This window comes from Rhodococcus sp. MT28, assembly GCF_058792695.1.
Genome location: NZ_JBXAFD010000005.1, coordinates 138,330 through 152,786 on the forward strand (window position 1 = coordinate 138,330; position 14,457 = coordinate 152,786).

The following is a 14,457-nucleotide window of genomic DNA, read 5'->3' on the forward strand; positions in this document are numbered from 1 at the left end:
ATGGTGCGGGTCACATTTGCTCCCTAGGGTTGTCGCTTGAGCGCGATCGATTCACCACACGCAGCCGCGGTCAGTTGCCTTGCGCGTGAATATCGTCGCCTTCCAAACGCGCTGAACCAAAAGCACTTCGAGTCGAAGAGGAACTTCATGAGCACAGCGATTCTCGTCGCACACGTACACCCCGCCGATCCGTCTTCGGAGGATGCGTTCAACCGCTGGTACGACGACGTGCATATTCCGCAGGTCGTCGAACGAGTGCCCGGAGTTGTCTCCGCCTCCAGATTCTTCCTGGCGGATGTGCAGTTGCTGCCCGAGGATGCATTGCCCGCGCGCCGCTACCTGAGCATCTATCAACTCGACACGGAAGATCTCGCGGGCACCGCGCAGGCGTTGGGAAGTGCTTTGGGCGACGGAACTCTCGACATGTCCGAGGCCATCGCGACCACCGGTGACACCGGACCCGAATTGCTTTTCTACGTCCCGACCGAGAATTGAAGGGGAACGCTGACATGTCCGATCTTCTCGCGAACAAAGTTGCAATTGTCACCGGCGCAGGTGCCGGAATCGGCGCCGCCATTGCCCGGGCATTCGGGGCGGAGGGCGCGAGGGTCGTGGTCTCCGACATCAACGGTGGCGGAGCACAGGCAGTGGCGGACTCGATCGACGGAGCTATCGCTGTCACCACTGATGTCACCGACGAACAGCAGGTCAAGGATCTCGTCGCCAGAGCGGTCGAAGAGTTCGGCGGACTGAACGTCGTAGTACCCAACGCCGGTATCGCCACCACGACCCCGCTGATCGAGACCTCGTTCGAGGACTGGCGGAAAGTGATGTCGGTCAACCTCGATGGAGTGTTCTTGACAGTGCGTCATTCGCTGCCCGCTCTCGTCGCATCCGGTGGCGGTTCGATCGTGAACATCTCGTCGATCTCGTCGACCACCGGCTCGCCTTTGATCGGCAGCTATGCCGCAGCCAAAGCAGCAGTTCGCAATCTCACCGAAACCCTGTCAGCCGAACTTCGCTTCCACGGAATCCGCGCGAATGCATTGCTGCCCGCATTCATCGATACCGACCTGGTCAAGAGTCACCAGCAGGATTTCGAGAATGCCCTCGGCCTCGAGTCCGGGGGATTCGACGACTTGATGGTCACGAAGCAGACGCGCTATGGCCGGACCGAGGAAGTTGCCGCCGCCGCAGTGTTCTTTGCGAGCGACCAGTCGTCGTGGTGCAACGGCAGCAGCCTGGTTCTCGACGGAGGGTTCACCGCTTCTCTCCTCTGAGCAGCAGAACCCTTTCCGAACGTCACCCGATCACCATTCGTGCGAGGATCCACACCATGACCAACCGCGCCGTGTACGTACTCCCGCCTGGAGGATTGAACAACCTCGAATCGAGGACGATCGAGACCCCGGGCCCGGGTGCGGGTGAGGTGACGATCGCGATCCACGCGAATTCGCTCAACCACCATGACTACCTCGTGGCGACCGGAGAGATAGCAACCGACGGTCCGCGGATCCTGTTGTCCGATGCTGCCGGGGAGGTCGTTGCGGTCGGAGACGGCGTAACGCAGTTCAGCGTCGGAGATCGCGTGATGAGCACCTATTTGCCGCATTGGCGGAGCGGCACACCGGATTTCGACGGATTCGGAAATTCGCCGGGTGACGGTGTCGACGGGTTCGCCCGCGACACCGTCACCGTGCCGGTATCTGCTGTGACAGTGATGCCGCGAAACTACACCTACGAGGAAGCCGCTACCTTGCCCACCGCGGGATTGTCAGCGTGGCGCGCACTATTTGCCGGAGTCCCGATCATCCCAGGGTCGTCGGTGTTGATCCCTGGGACCAGCACGGTAGCGTTGTTTGCCGTCCAGCTGGCCAAAGCTGTTGGAGCCCAGGTGATCGCAACCTCGTCGGCCCCCGACAAGATGGCTCGATTGACCGAACTCGGTGCCGATCACGTGGTCAACTACCGCGAGCGCCCGGACTGGGGATCGGAGGCGATGCGGCTCAGCGGCGGAATCGATCTCGTCCTCGACGTCGGCGGGCCTTCCACGCTCGGTCAATCTCTCGCTGCAGTCCGACCCGGCGGGCGGATCTGTGCGCTGGGAATCATGAACGGCCCGTCGTCGTCGATCGACCTGACTTCGCTACTGACCAAACAGGTCACCATCGAAGGTGTTCTGGTGGGCAGTCGTGCACATCAGGAGGAGATGGTCGCCGGGCTGGAGAGCCTGGCGCTTCGTCCCGTCATAGATTCTTCCTACAGCCTCGACCACCTCGCTGATGCTTTCGAGCAGCAGAAATCCGGGCAGGCCTACGGCAAGATCGTCATCACAAACCCTTGATCGCTTGCCGGTCCCAACGGGGATCGGTGAGGATTTCCGCCGAGTCGCCGACAAATGCACGTGCGGCAGTCTGGTCGCCGCTGAGGGTGAATCTCAGCCACGCGGTGAGGTAGCCCCGGAATCCTTCGCCGTCTGCGGCCCAATTGTGGCCGACACCAAGCAGTCTGCCGCGGACCGCCGGTCCGGCGGTTTTGTCGAAGTACTCGGCTTGCGGATCGGCGGTGGAGACCGGGTCGTCGGCGCCGGTCATGAAGAACGTCGGTCCGGTCAACTGGGCCGCGTCGATCACGTCGACAGGTCGCGAGGCCCACCACGGGTCCGGCAAATCGAGCACCGCTGTGGCGGTGATCAGATTCGCCGACTGAGTTGCAGCGTTGATCGCGCCGCCTGCCCCCTGGGAGTGGCCGACCGAGGCAATGTTGTCGGTGTCGATCCTCTGGTGAAAAATGCTGTCAGCGTTGGTGTTCTGATCGACGATGTACTGGGCGGCACCCAGAATCTCGGTACCGTCGCCGGTTACGCTGCTGTCGGCCACCACCACGACAAAACCCCAAGAAGCGAGATGTTGCAGGAGCGCTTCGTACTCCTCGTAAGTCGCGTAGCTGCCGTTGCCGAAGGTGATGACGGGATGCCGATTGCCATCAGACGACAAGTCGGCTGGGTAGAACAGTTGGTACCCGGGAACTGAATCGGAAGCCACTTCATGCGCACCCTTGGCTGCATACAGATCGCTGATCGATTCCGACGCGATGGATTCGGTGGTCGCGACTTCGGGAGTTGTCGGAACCCCCGCGGTGGCATGAGTGACGGCACCGGAGAGTGCCAGCACACACGATGCAGTCACGACGGTGAACGAGTACTTGGTTCGAGAAGGCATGGGCACAAGTATGTCTTGTACGGTCGCGGTCGGTCAGGCCGAGACGGGTGTGTGCCGTTCTTCGCCGATTCGATCTCGGATGAGGAAGACGGCGATCACCCCGAAGACGACCAAGAGGACCGTCAGTAGAGAGGTGATGGCGGCGGCGCCGCTCACTTCCGTGGTCACCGAAGTGTCCAGCCCGCCGGTCGAGAGAATTGTGGTGGGGTCGGTGAGGCCGTGTAACACGATTGCGGCCCAGATCGTGCCCGTCACGCGCATTGTCAGGTACATGCACATACCGAAACCGAAGGTGTAGACAACGGTGACCAGAACGGTTGACGCCTTCATCCCGGCGATGAGGTTGACGGTGTGCATGAGTGCAAACACCAGTGAAGACACGACGGCGACAAAGCGTTCCCGGTGGCCGGCGTCGCGCAACATCTTCACTGCCAGGCCACGGGTGGCCAATTCCTCGGTCAGGCCGACGCACGCACCGAGCACCAGCAGGGCGATTACCTCGCCGGTGGTCCAGGCGCTCCAATCGGTTCCCGCCAGATGCGCAACAATGGCGGCGACCACGATGATCGGACCGATCCACATCCAACCGCGCCCACGAATGGGTTGTGGGCCGAAGATGCCGCGCAGCCAGCCGACCTTTGTCGTGAAAACCAGCAGGGCGATCCCGCCGATCGCGATGGGCAATGCGACGCCGAGGAGGATGCTGGAGGCGCTTGCCACGACATTGTCCGTGTCGATCTGGTCTGCAAAAACCCGGGAGGTAACCTGCCCGACAGCAAGATAGAACGCCAGGTAGACGACGATCAGCAGGAGCACTTTCCACACGGTGGGGCGACTCCAAAAACCGGACTTTTCGGGAACCGTATTGGTCATTGTCAGATCGTAAAGGGAGCTGCACGAAAACGCGCGGGTACCGTCTATTCGGACAGCAGCGAACACGAAGGCAGGCGCAGAAGAAATGTTGGAAGTCGATTTGAATGCACTGGACACGGCTTTGGCAGCGGGTGAGCCGTTGATCGACGTCCGTGAGGCCGACGAGTTCGCTCAGGTCCGAGTTCCCGGTGCGACGCTCATTCCGCTCAGCGAATTCGTCTCTCGCGTGGGTGAAATTCCGGACGCGGAAACGGTGTACATCATCTGCGCCGTCGGTGGTCGGAGCTTGCAAGCCGCTGAGTATCTGCAGGCTCGCGGCATCAATGCCGTTTCGGTGGCCGGTGGAACGATGGCGTGGTACCAGTCGGGGCGCCAGGTCGAGACCGGCGAATAGTGCGTAACTGTTGGGGCAGCTCCCGTTTACGGAGCTGCCCCAACACGTCACTTCCGCCAGAACAGGTGGTGCGTCACGCCGCTCGGGCTCGGCACAACGTCGAGGTTGAAGCGGTCGAGTAACTCGTCAGGTGTCTCCCACAGTCGTAGACCGGATCCGAATTCGATCGGGGAGACAGCGATGTGCATCGTGTCGACCAGATCGGCGTCGAGGAATTCACGGATAGTGCTGACTCCGCCGCCGAGTCGAACGTCCTTGCCCTGCGCTGCCTCACGTGCCTGCGCGAGGGCCGTCGCGGGGTCGGCGTCGACGAAGTGGAATGTCGTGTCCGATAGCGTGAACGACGGCCGCACGTGGTGGGTCAAGACAAAAACCGGGGTGTGGAACGGTGGCTCGTCGCCCCACCAGCCCTGCCACTCGAGATTCTCCCAAGGGCCGCGGTAGGGTGAGAATTTGTTGCGGCCCATGATTTCGGCGCCGATGTTGTTGGAGAAGTCCCGCGTGAAATAGTCGTCGAGGCCTCGGCTGCCGCCGGGATCGGTGCGATTGGGCCAGCTGGCCGTAGCTCCTGCCCACGCAAACATTTCACCGTGGTCCAGGCCGAACGGGCTCTCGAAGCTCTGGTCCGGACCGCAGGCAATTCCGTCACTGGAAACGCCGAAATTCTGCACTCGCAATAACTGACTCACCGTGTACTCCTGCTCTCGACAATGGTCTACGTGAGTACAGACCGTACGGCGAGCCAAAACTCATCGGTGCGAATTCATGCAGCCGCCGGTAGAACTCCACTGCGGATCGACCGGACGGTCCTGACCGCGACGGTTGCCCAGATGGGGATCAGTACGGTCAGCAGGGCAAGTGCGATTCCCAGGATCAGGGTGGAACCGGTGGCGACTCCGAAGGCATTCGCTCCGACGGCACATGCTCCGATCGGGAAGGTGAAGCTCCACCAGCCGAGCGAGAAGTCCAAGCCGCGGCGCAGTGCGTGGATGGTGACGACGGTGACGGTGACAAACGCGATCACGCCGATGATTCCGACGACGGTTCCGTAGGCGATCCCGAATTCGTGCAGGGTGTCGGCATGCTCGGGGCTGAGTGCATGCCGTGAGGCGGCGGCCAACAGGTTGGATGCCGCGATCGACTGTCCGATCACGCCCAACGGAATCCACAGTGAGGGAATGGCATTGAACGGGATCACGTCGACGCCGGCCGAACGGTTGCGTGCGAACTGCCTGGCGACGGCTACCAGAATGCCGATGGCGGCGGTCAGCGCCAGAGCGAACAGGATGTAGCAGAAAACCAGTACCGCGATGCGTGGAGCGCCTTCGGGCATGTGGGTGCTGACCGCTGCGCCGGTGGTGGCCGAGACCATCGGAGGTACGACGGGCATGAGCCAGAACGGCATTGCCGTCGCCATCCCGGCATCTCGAACGAGTCGAATCATCATCACGACGTAGGTGACCAGGCCGAGTGCCGTGCCGAGTGTCCACAGTGTCAGCGACACGGTGATCGCCACGTCGTGGCCGAGGAAGTCCGGGCCGGTGATGCCGGTTGCGGATCCCACGGTCAGCAGTGCCATTGCGACGGCGCCGTAGAAGGGGAACATCGCGGGGCTGTGCAGGTAGGCGAGGGCCTGACATCGATGTTGTGACCAATGGGTGGCAAATGCTCCGATCAAGGCGCACAGTACGAGAACCGCCAGAACCCAGAAGATCTCGGAGACCAGTTTCAAGCCCTCGATCTCCGGTTCGAGCGAAGCGGCGGCCACCGACACGATTCCCGTTCCCATCGCTGCCGCGAACCAGTTCGGAGTGATGTGGGCGAAGGTGGAACTCGTTGTGGTGGTCATGTATTTCACTGTCGTCTCATCCGGTCCGTACCGGTAGACCGGTTGTTCTTGAATGCCCACAAACTCGCCTTGTGGGTCTAATCTTGGGACTATGTCGTTGTCTCCTCGGGTGCCTGAACTCAGTGCCCTCGACGTCCTCCTTTCCGTAGGGCGTCTGGGCAGCATGGGTGCTGCCGGCCGGGAGCACGGACTCAGTCAGCAGGCGGTCAGCGCCCGGGTGCGTTCGGTCGAACGCCAACTCGGAATCAAGGTGTTCGATCGAGCGGCGACCGGTGTTCGTCCCACCGCCGAGGGCGGTCTGATTCTCGAGTGGGCAAGTCACATCCTCGTCAGTGCCGAGGAAATGGCATCGGGAGTTGCCGCACTTCGCGGTGAACGCGATGCTGCCGTCACGGTTGCCGCCAGCATGACCATCGCCGAGTATCTGGTTCCCGGATGGACGGTCGCGATGCGGCACAAGTTCCCCAACGTCGTGGCGTCGGTGAGCTTGCACAATTCCTCGGACGTCTCTGCTCAAGTTCAAGCCGGCCAGGCCGATATCGGATTTGTCGAAGGGCCGGATGTGCCGTCGGCGCTCGCGTCGTGCGAAGTAGCGCGTGATCACCTCGTCGTGGTTGTGCCGCCGGGGCACGACTGGGCGAACGGTGTGCCCGTTCCGGTCGAGGAACTCGCACGCACACCGCTCATTCAGCGAGAATCAGGGTCCGGCACGCGCCTGACGCTCGAGAATGCTGTTCCCGATTGTGTGCCGCCGTTGCTTGAGCTCACCTCGTGCACCGCCGTCAAGGCTGCGGTGGTGGCAGGCAACGCCCCGGCTGTTCTGTCGTCGCTGGCAGTTGCCGCCGACCTGACGGACGGCCGACTGGTCGCGGTCAACGTCGACGGCTTGCGGATGCCGCGTCGACTCCAAGCCGTCTGGGATCCCGATCGCGGATTGCGCGGTGCGGCAAGAGATTTCCTCGACATAGCGCTCGGATCCAACACCGCTGTTCATTCACGCTGACGGCTACGGCCGCTATCGGACGGTGTCGATCCCCGCGAGGATGAGCTCGATGCCTGCCAGAAACTGTTCTCGGTCGTCGTGGTCGCGCAACTGCGCCGTCACCTGATTGAGGAACGGGTACTTCGCAGAGTCGAGTTCTTCCCATCGCGTGGCGACGCCCGCGAGGAAAGCGGACCGATCTGTCTCGCGGGGGAGGAGGCGGGCCCCCGCGGCATACTGCCCGGCGAGGCCGAGCACGTAATTCAGGAGTGCGGACGCGCAGTCGAACTGCGCCGGTTGGGGAACGCCGAGCGCCTGGAGTTGCTCGCCGAGACTTTCGAAGATCTGCATCACCGCTGATTGCCACGGTTCACGTGAGAGTTGGGTGCCGACCCAGGGGTGGGCGTCGATCGCGTCGAACACGCCGAGGGTGATGGTCCGGATCGCCTCCCGTGGGGCTGCGCCTTCGGTTGCACCGGTTGTCACGCGGGCGATGACGTCGTCGGTCGCCGCGGCGAGCAGTTCGCTCTTGTTGGCAACGTGCCAGTAAATCGCCCCGCTACCTGTTGCCAGGCGTGCGGAGAGTGCGCGAAATGTCAGCGCGGCTTCGCCCTCGTCGTCGAGGATCTCGATCGCAGCCTCGACGATTCGCTCCTTCGAGAGCGCATCCGTACGTCGTTCGGTCCGCTGATTCCTGGTCGCCATGCGAACCATCTTGACATATCTGGAACGTCGTTCCAAGATGGTAATTGGAACGGCGTTCCAATCGAAGCCTGAAAGGAAACAAACATGAGCAACTCGATAACGATCATCGGGGCGGGCCTCGGCGGTCTGACTCTCGCGCGTGTACTCCACGTTCACGGAATTCCCTCGAAGATCTACGAGGCGGAACCGTCGGCAGAAGCTCGCACGCAGGGCGGCCAACTCGACATCCACGAACACAACGGTCAGGCCGCGCTCGACGCTGCCGGCCTCACCGACGAGTTCCGCGCGATCATCCACGCGGGCGGCGCCGCGTCGCGCGTACTCGATCAACACGCCGCCGTGCTCCTCGACGAACCCGACGACGGCACGGGAACACGTCCCGAGGTGCTGCGCGGCGACCTCCGTCGAATCCTGATTGATTCCCTTCCGGACTACACGATCGAATGGGGACGCAAAGTCGACACTGTGCGCTCGCTCGGAGATGATCGCCACGAGTTGACCTTCGTCGACGGTTCGACAGTGACCACCGACCTTCTCGTGGGTGCAGACGGTGCCTGGTCGAAGATCCGGCCGCTGCTCTCCGATGCGAAGCCGGAATACGTCGGCACCACGTTCGTCGAGACCTACCTCTACGACGTCGACGAGAAGCATTCGGCTGCAGCCGAAGCCGTCGGGGACGGGGCGATGTACGCGCCCGCACCAGGAAAAGCGATCGCCGCGCATCGAGAGGCGGGAGACATCGTGCACACCTACGTTCAGCTGAACCGTCCGGCGGAGTGGTTTGCCGGTATCGATTTCACCGACGCCGCCGCTGCGACAGCGCGGGTCGCGGCCGAGTTCGACTGTTGGGCACCGGAACTCACGGCGCTGATCACTGATGGCGAAACCGCTCCGATTCCGCGCGCGATCCATGCACTTCCCGACGAGCACCGATGGGATCGCGTGCCTGGGGTGACGCTCCTCGGTGACGCGGCGCACCTGATGGCCCCGTCCGGTGAGGGTGCGAACTTGGCCATGTTCGACGGCGCCGAACTGGGAAAGGCGATCGCCGCGCACCCCGACGACATCGAAGGGGCACTCGCCGAGTACGAAGAAGCGATGTTCGTGCGCAGCGCATCCGAGGCCGCGGACTCGCACGTGATCCTTGATCTCTGCCTCGGTGAAGGCGCACCGTATTCACTGGTCGATTTCTTCACCGGCGCTGCTTCCATATCCGGATAATGGGCGAATGCCTGTTGATTCCACTCCTTGGTCTGCCGCGATTGCGCACGTGGGCGGTCTCTCGAAGGGCGGCCCGTTGGATCGAAATCACCGGGTGACGTTGCACTTTCATCCGGACCTCCCGTCTGAACGTGGTCTGACACTGGCCTCGATCGCACGTCAAGGCACCTATGTGACCCAGTTCGAGACTCGAACGAGCAACGGCGGACTGACGGCGCATCACGGCGGCGATCGTTGGCGTTGGGAGAGTCGGATATTCGGCGGAGCTTACGACGAGCGAGAGCCCTCGGAACGGCCGAAGTACGGATCGTTGAACTTCTCCGCCGATCCCTACGGGGCATCCCCTCGGTTCGGCTCGTCCTACTTCCGGCTTGCCGAGCACACGCTCGACCGCACCACTTTCTGCTTTCCCGACAGCGTCTTCGAGCCTGATCATTTCGGAACGGCCGAAGCGATGAGCTTGGTCGGCGCCGCACGGGCTGCCGAGCTCGACGATCCGCTCGACCACTACATCGAGGCGCACGTTCACGGCGTCGTCGACATCGGAACGGACGTCGATTCGCTCGTTCTGGATCCGAGTTACCGGGGCACACGGATCGAAGAGATCGCCCACTCGCTCACGTGCCCGGTGCTGTGGCACGAGGGATACGCGGTCGATGTCGACGAGATAGCCGAACATCCCGAATACCGGGGAGCGGCCGTGATCGACCTTGCCCGAGAAATTGCGCACGGCAGGCGGCTGACGCCTGCCGTCCTGGGGCTCGCACGGGGTGCATCCTTCGATCCGCAGGACGTCAAGAAGGTTTGGCACTACATCGCTCGATTCGGCGGCAGAGCGTAGAACTGGGCATTCGCGTACAGCTGCACGTCGACGACCGCTGGTCCCGGGACCGCACATCGGTCCGAAGGTCGCGGTGAGGAAAGAGTGATTGATACGCAACATCGGGCATGAACTCCCGAAACAACTGCATCCGAAGATAGAAGTCGACCTTGATCCTCGGTCGAAGGGATGCATGAATCGATGGGCGCTCAACTCACCACCACCAGTGTCGACACACTCTGCGCATACTGCGGGGTGGGCTGTGGTCTTGTCCTCGACATCATCACCGATCCTGAGACGGGGCGTCGGAAGGCTGCGAAGTCTTCCGGTCTGAAGACACATCCCACCAACTTCGGGCGTCTGTGCACCAAAGGCACCACGACCGCAGACATGCTCGCCGGCCCGGGGCGCATGGAATCTGCATATCGCCGTCCGCGCCGAGGTGATGCGATCGAAGCGGCGGACATGGCCGCAGTCATCACTGACACCGCCCAGCGCCTGCGGGCAATAATCGACGAGCACGGTCCCGACGCGTTTGCGTTGTACGTGTCCGGGCAGATGTCACTCGAAGCTCAGTACCTGTCGAACAAACTGGCCAAGGGCTTCATCGGGACCAATCAGATCGAATCGAATTCCCGTTTGTGCATGGCGAGCGCCGGCACCGGCTACAAGCAGTCACTCGGGGCCGACGGACCGCCCGGTTCCTATCAGGACTTCGAACACGCCGACGTGTTCTTCGTGACCGGCGCGAACATGGCGGACTGCCATCCGATCCTTTTTCTGCGGATGCAGGAGCGGATCAAGGCAGGCGCGAAGTTGATCGTCGTCGATCCTCGACGCACCGCCACCGCCGACAAGGCGAACTTGTTCCTGCAGATCGCTCCCGGCACCGATCTCGCGCTACTCAACGGACTACTCCACCTGCTCGTCATGAACGGCCACACCGATCCGGACTTCATCGCCGACTTCACCGAAGGCTGGGAGGTGATGCCCAGTTTCCTCGCGGAGTACACCCCGGAGAAGGTCAGTGAGATCACCGGTATCCCCGAAGCCGACATCCGCACTGCAGCGCAGTGGATCGGTGAGGCCGCCAACTGGATGAGCTGTTGGACAATGGGTCTGAACCAGAGCACCCACGGCACGTGGAACACCAACGCCATCTGCAACCTTCACCTCGCGACCGGTGCGATCTGCAAGCCCGGCAGCGGTCCGTTCTCGTTGACCGGTCAGCCGAACGCCATGGGTGGGCGCGAAATGGGCTACATGGGGCCAGGTTTGCCAGGTCAGCGCGCCGTGATGGTCGACGCCGATCGCGAATTCGTCGAGGACCGATGGGGGATCCCGCAAGGCTCGCTGCGCACCGACATCGGCGGTGGCACCATCGACATGTTCTCCCGAATGGCGGCGGGCGACATCAAAGCGTGCTGGATCATCTGCACCAATCCCGTTGCGACGGTAGCCAACCGCAAGACCGTCATCGACGGCTTGGAGAAGGCCCACCTCGTCATCACCCAGGATGCTTTCCTGGGCACCGAGACCAACGAATACGCCGATGTTCTGCTGCCTGCTTCGCTGTGGACAGAGTCCGACGGAGTGATGATCAATTCCGAACGCAACCTGACGCTCTTTCAGCAGGCACTGGATCCGGTCGGGCAGGCGCTGCCTGATTGGCAGATCATCGCCCGGATCGCCTGCGAGATGGGGTACGCCGAAGCGTTCACCTACACCTGTGCCGAAGAGGTGTTCGAAGAGATCAAGCAGTTCTGGAATCCGAAGACCGGCTACGACTTACGCGGCGTCACCTACGAGCGCCTCCGCAAGACATCGATCCAGTGGCCATGCCCGCCAGACAGTGATCAGGACCGTCATCCCATCCGATACGTCAATGACGGTGTCAGTCAAAGACTCCTGATCCGCGAGGACGGCAGCACTCCGAGGCTCGCATTTCCCACCGCCACTGGCCGTGCGATGTTCTTCGCACGGCCGCACATGCTTCCCGCCGAAATGCCCGACGACGACTACCCCTTCCTGCTCAACACCGGTCGTCTCGCGCACCAGTGGCACACCATGACCAAGACCGGCAAGGTGGCCAAGTTGAACAAGCTCAACCCAGGTCCCTTCGTCGAGATCCATCCCGACGACGCCGCCAGGCTCGGCATCGTCGACCAGGATGCGATCGAGGTTGCCTCACGCCGCGGTCGCGCTGTGCTTCCGGCTGTTGTCACCGACCGAGTGCGTCCGGGGAACTGCTTTGCCCCATTTCACTGGAACGACGCCTTCGGTGAATATCTGTCCATCAACGCCGTCACCAACGACGCCATCGACCCTGCCTCGCAGCAACCGGAGTTCAAAGCCTGCGCTGTCACTATGACGAAGGTCGCCGTGAACACACCTGAAACAGTGCTCGCCGAGGCGGCGCTGGTGGCTCCCGCGCCAGCTGATCGGGCGTTGTCGCGAACCGATGTCCTCGCGGGCGTCCTCGGTCAAACAGGAACACCTGCAGTGGTATTCGATCCGCTCCAACAGAGCTACCTGGCCGGCCTTCTCGCTGCGTTGCGTGCGGACGCCGATCGCACTGCCGGGGTACCTACCTTGCCGTCGACGGCACCCTTCGATGCCGAAAAGCGGATGTGGGTCGACGGTGTTCTGGCCGGCCTGTACTCGCGGATCTCACTTCCTGACACCGACGGGCCTGCGTTGTCATCGAGTCCGAGTATTGGATCCGAGCGCGCGCCGATCGTGGTGCTCTGGGCATCGCAGACCGGAAACGCGGAAGAATTCGCTGCTGAGTGCGCCACTCGTCTCGGGGGAATCGGCTTGCCCGTGGTGATGCACGCGATGGACGAGTTCCCGGCCGCCGACCTGGCAGCTACCAGAGAGGTCCTGCTGATCACCAGTACCTCCGGTGACGGCGAATCCCCGGACAACGGCAGCGGTTTCTGGGATGCGTTGTCTGCTGACACGGCGCCCCGCATGTCCGAGACACGTTATGCAGTAATCGCTTTCGGCGACTCGAACTATGCCGACTTCTGTGGACACGGACGAAAGCTCGACGCCCGCCTTGCCGAACTGGGAGCCAGTCGTATCGTCGATCGCGCCGACTGCGAGCCCGATTTCGAGGACACCGCTGCTGGATGGCTGGAGGCGGTCACGGCTGAGCTTCGGAGCTCGGTGGCCGGCGAGACGACCGACGTCCTCGTTGCAAAGAAGAATTCTGGGACAACCGTTGCAACCCCGCCGATTTCACCGGCGATGTCGCCGCCGCTGCGATACAACAAGAAGGCGCCGCTGACCACAGCCTTGACGCGCAATGTCGTGCTCAACCGTCCGGGTTCTTCCAAAGACGTGCGGCAGTTGGGCTTTCACCTTCCAGGTGACACGGTCAGTTACGAAGCCGGCGACGCTCTCGGAGTCTGGCCCCGAAACAGCTCTCCGTTGGTCGACGAGTGGCTCACCCTTACCGGCCTCGACGGTGACGAGACCGTCGAACTGGGGCAGTACGGGGAAATGACGCTGCGTACCGCGCTCACCGAGCGCTTGGAGATCACTCGAATCTCGACCGACATGATTCGATTCGTGCATCAACGAACCCGCGATTCGGACCTGGCCGAGTTGTTGAAGCCGGAGAATGTCTCCACGTTCAAAGACTGGTCGTGGGGACGACAGTCCGTCGACATTCTCGCGCAGTCGCCCGTTCGTGCCTCGACAGACGAATGGCTCTCGCTGCTCAAACCGATTCAGCCGCGGCTATATTCGATATCTTCCAGTCCGAAGGAGAACCCACGCGAAGTGCAGTTGACGGTGTCCGCGGTGCGATACAACGTTGCGGGTGTCCCACGGCGTGGAGTGTGCTCGACTTACCTCGCCGACCACGCTCACGATGACGACATCGGTATCTACGTGCAGAAGTCGACCCACTTCCGGCCACCTTCCGATCCCGAGACCCCGATGATCATGGTCGGTCCGGGGACCGGCATTGCACCGTTCCGTGCCTTCCTGCATGAGCGGCGGGCATTGGGGCACACGGGCCCGAACTGGCTGTTCTTCGGAGAACAGCACGCCGCGACCGACTTCTACTACCGCGAAGAAATCGAAGAATTGCGGAAAGACGGATTCCTCACCGAACTCGACCTCGCGTTTTCCCGGGATCAAGCCGACAAGGTCTACGTGCAGGACCGGATGCGTGAGCGGGGTGCGCTGCTGTGGGAGTGGTTGCAGAAGGGAGCGCACTTCTACGTCTGCGGCGATGCCAACCGGATGGCCAAGGACGTCGACAGTGCCCTCAACGGGGTGGTCGCTCAACACGGGAAACTGGCTCCTCGCAGTGCCGAGGCATACGTGAAGGCTCTTTCGGCGGAGAAGCGCTATGTCCGGGACGTCTACTGACGTCGA

General features: G+C 62.3%; 13 protein-coding genes. 8 read left to right on the forward strand and 5 right to left on the reverse strand.

Annotated elements, in window-relative coordinates; all coding sequences use genetic code 11:
- The first annotated feature begins 147 nt into the window (after window positions 1–147).
- From AC1Q6C_RS20410 to AC1Q6C_RS20420, 3 genes are read left to right on the forward strand one after another with little or no spacing between them, the layout of a single operon-like run.
- On the forward strand, window positions 148–495 hold the full coding sequence (locus tag AC1Q6C_RS20410; RefSeq protein WP_007727425.1) for a hypothetical protein: 348 nt from the start codon (window positions 148–150) through the stop codon (window positions 493–495).
- 14 nt (window positions 496–509) lie between these two features.
- Complete coding sequence (locus AC1Q6C_RS20415; protein ID WP_492666754.1) at window positions 510–1,280, forward strand: glucose 1-dehydrogenase; 771 nt, start codon at window positions 510–512, stop codon at window positions 1,278–1,280.
- A gap of 56 nt (window positions 1,281–1,336) precedes the next feature.
- Window positions 1,337–2,344: a zinc-dependent alcohol dehydrogenase family protein gene (locus AC1Q6C_RS20420; protein WP_003940989.1), complete on the forward strand. Its 1,008-nt coding sequence runs from the start codon at window positions 1,337–1,339 to the stop codon at window positions 2,342–2,344.
- Here AC1Q6C_RS20420 and AC1Q6C_RS20425 read toward each other — a convergent pair.
- Together AC1Q6C_RS20425 and AC1Q6C_RS20430 are read right to left on the reverse strand one after the other, a co-directional pair.
- Window positions 2,331–3,221: a dienelactone hydrolase family protein gene (locus AC1Q6C_RS20425; RefSeq protein ID WP_047271809.1), complete on the reverse strand. Its 891-nt coding sequence runs from the start codon at window positions 3,219–3,221 to the stop codon at window positions 2,331–2,333. The two genes, AC1Q6C_RS20420 and AC1Q6C_RS20425, sit on opposite strands and share 14 nt — an antisense overlap.
- 33 nt (window positions 3,222–3,254) lie before the next feature.
- Entirely contained in the window at window positions 3,255–4,094 is an 840-nt protein-coding gene (locus tag AC1Q6C_RS20430) for a CPBP family intramembrane glutamic endopeptidase (RefSeq protein ID WP_047271852.1), read from the reverse strand.
- 85 nt (window positions 4,095–4,179) lie between these two features.
- On the opposite strand from AC1Q6C_RS20430, the gene AC1Q6C_RS20435 reads away from it, so the two are divergent.
- Window positions 4,180–4,488 (forward strand): rhodanese-like domain-containing protein, encoded by a 309-nt coding sequence (locus AC1Q6C_RS20435; protein ID WP_003940684.1) that lies wholly within the window; start codon window positions 4,180–4,182, stop codon window positions 4,486–4,488.
- A 47-nt stretch (window positions 4,489–4,535) separates the two neighbouring features.
- Here AC1Q6C_RS20435 and AC1Q6C_RS20440 read toward each other — a convergent pair whose 3' ends face one another.
- Entirely contained in the window at window positions 4,536–5,177 is a 642-nt protein-coding gene (locus tag AC1Q6C_RS20440; RefSeq protein WP_003940771.1) for a dihydrofolate reductase family protein, read from the reverse strand.
- A gap of 74 nt (window positions 5,178–5,251) precedes the next feature.
- Window positions 5,252–6,337, reverse strand: coding sequence for a TDT family transporter (locus AC1Q6C_RS20445; protein ID WP_042449826.1), 1,086 nt, complete (start codon window positions 6,335–6,337; stop codon window positions 5,252–5,254).
- A gap of 91 nt (window positions 6,338–6,428) precedes the next feature.
- On the opposite strand from AC1Q6C_RS20445, the gene AC1Q6C_RS20450 reads away from it, so the two are divergent.
- Complete coding sequence (locus AC1Q6C_RS20450; RefSeq protein ID WP_030535095.1) at window positions 6,429–7,340, forward strand: LysR family transcriptional regulator; 912 nt, start codon at window positions 6,429–6,431, stop codon at window positions 7,338–7,340.
- A 12-nt stretch (window positions 7,341–7,352) separates the two neighbouring features.
- Here AC1Q6C_RS20450 and AC1Q6C_RS20455 read toward each other — a convergent pair whose 3' ends face one another.
- Window positions 7,353–8,033, reverse strand: coding sequence for a TetR/AcrR family transcriptional regulator (locus AC1Q6C_RS20455; RefSeq protein ID WP_003940897.1), 681 nt, complete (start codon window positions 8,031–8,033; stop codon window positions 7,353–7,355).
- Window positions 8,034–8,108: 75 nt separating this feature from the next.
- Here AC1Q6C_RS20455 and AC1Q6C_RS20460 point away from each other — a divergent pair, with 75 nt between their 5' ends.
- The 3 genes from AC1Q6C_RS20460 (at window position 8,109) to AC1Q6C_RS20470 (ending at window position 14,451) form a co-directional block, all read left to right on the forward strand.
- Window positions 8,109–9,245: an FAD-dependent oxidoreductase gene (locus tag AC1Q6C_RS20460; RefSeq protein ID WP_003940727.1), complete on the forward strand. Its 1,137-nt coding sequence runs from the start codon at window positions 8,109–8,111 to the stop codon at window positions 9,243–9,245.
- A gap of 7 nt (window positions 9,246–9,252) precedes the next feature.
- Window positions 9,253–10,086 carry a DUF3626 domain-containing protein gene (locus AC1Q6C_RS20465; RefSeq protein ID WP_230359683.1) on the forward strand — a complete coding sequence of 278 codons (834 nt, stop codon included), beginning with the start codon at window positions 9,253–9,255 and terminating at the stop codon, window positions 10,084–10,086.
- A gap of 180 nt (window positions 10,087–10,266) precedes the next feature.
- Complete coding sequence (locus tag AC1Q6C_RS20470; RefSeq protein ID WP_230359684.1) at window positions 10,267–14,451, forward strand: bifunctional nitrate reductase/sulfite reductase flavoprotein subunit alpha; 4,185 nt, start codon at window positions 10,267–10,269, stop codon at window positions 14,449–14,451.
- Window positions 14,452–14,457: the final 6 nt, after the last annotated feature.

Bases quoted from the DNA above. Each gene is read 5' to 3' on its own strand.
- AC1Q6C_RS20445 (WP_042449826.1), bottom strand. From the start codon at position 6,337: ATGACCACCACAACGAGTTCCACCTTCGCCCACATCACTCCGAACTGG.
- AC1Q6C_RS20465 (WP_230359683.1), top strand. From the start codon at position 9,253: ATGCCTGTTGATTCCACTCCTTGGTCTGCCGCGATTGCGCACGTGGGC.
- AC1Q6C_RS20455 (WP_003940897.1), bottom strand. From the start codon at position 8,033: ATGGTTCGCATGGCGACCAGGAATCAGCGGACCGAACGACGTACGGAT.
- AC1Q6C_RS20415 (WP_492666754.1), top strand. From the start codon at position 510: ATGTCCGATCTTCTCGCGAACAAAGTTGCAATTGTCACCGGCGCAGGT.
- AC1Q6C_RS20450 (WP_030535095.1), top strand. From the start codon at position 6,429: ATGTCGTTGTCTCCTCGGGTGCCTGAACTCAGTGCCCTCGACGTCCTC.
- AC1Q6C_RS20425 (WP_047271809.1), bottom strand. From the start codon at position 3,221: ATGCCTTCTCGAACCAAGTACTCGTTCACCGTCGTGACTGCATCGTGT.
- AC1Q6C_RS20420 (WP_003940989.1), top strand. From the start codon at position 1,337: ATGACCAACCGCGCCGTGTACGTACTCCCGCCTGGAGGATTGAACAAC.
- AC1Q6C_RS20470 (WP_230359684.1), top strand. From the start codon at position 10,267: ATGGGCGCTCAACTCACCACCACCAGTGTCGACACACTCTGCGCATAC.
- AC1Q6C_RS20430 (WP_047271852.1), bottom strand. From the start codon at position 4,094: ATGACCAATACGGTTCCCGAAAAGTCCGGTTTTTGGAGTCGCCCCACC.
- AC1Q6C_RS20435 (WP_003940684.1), top strand. From the start codon at position 4,180: ATGTTGGAAGTCGATTTGAATGCACTGGACACGGCTTTGGCAGCGGGT.
- AC1Q6C_RS20410 (WP_007727425.1), top strand. From the start codon at position 148: ATGAGCACAGCGATTCTCGTCGCACACGTACACCCCGCCGATCCGTCT.
- AC1Q6C_RS20460 (WP_003940727.1), top strand. From the start codon at position 8,109: ATGAGCAACTCGATAACGATCATCGGGGCGGGCCTCGGCGGTCTGACT.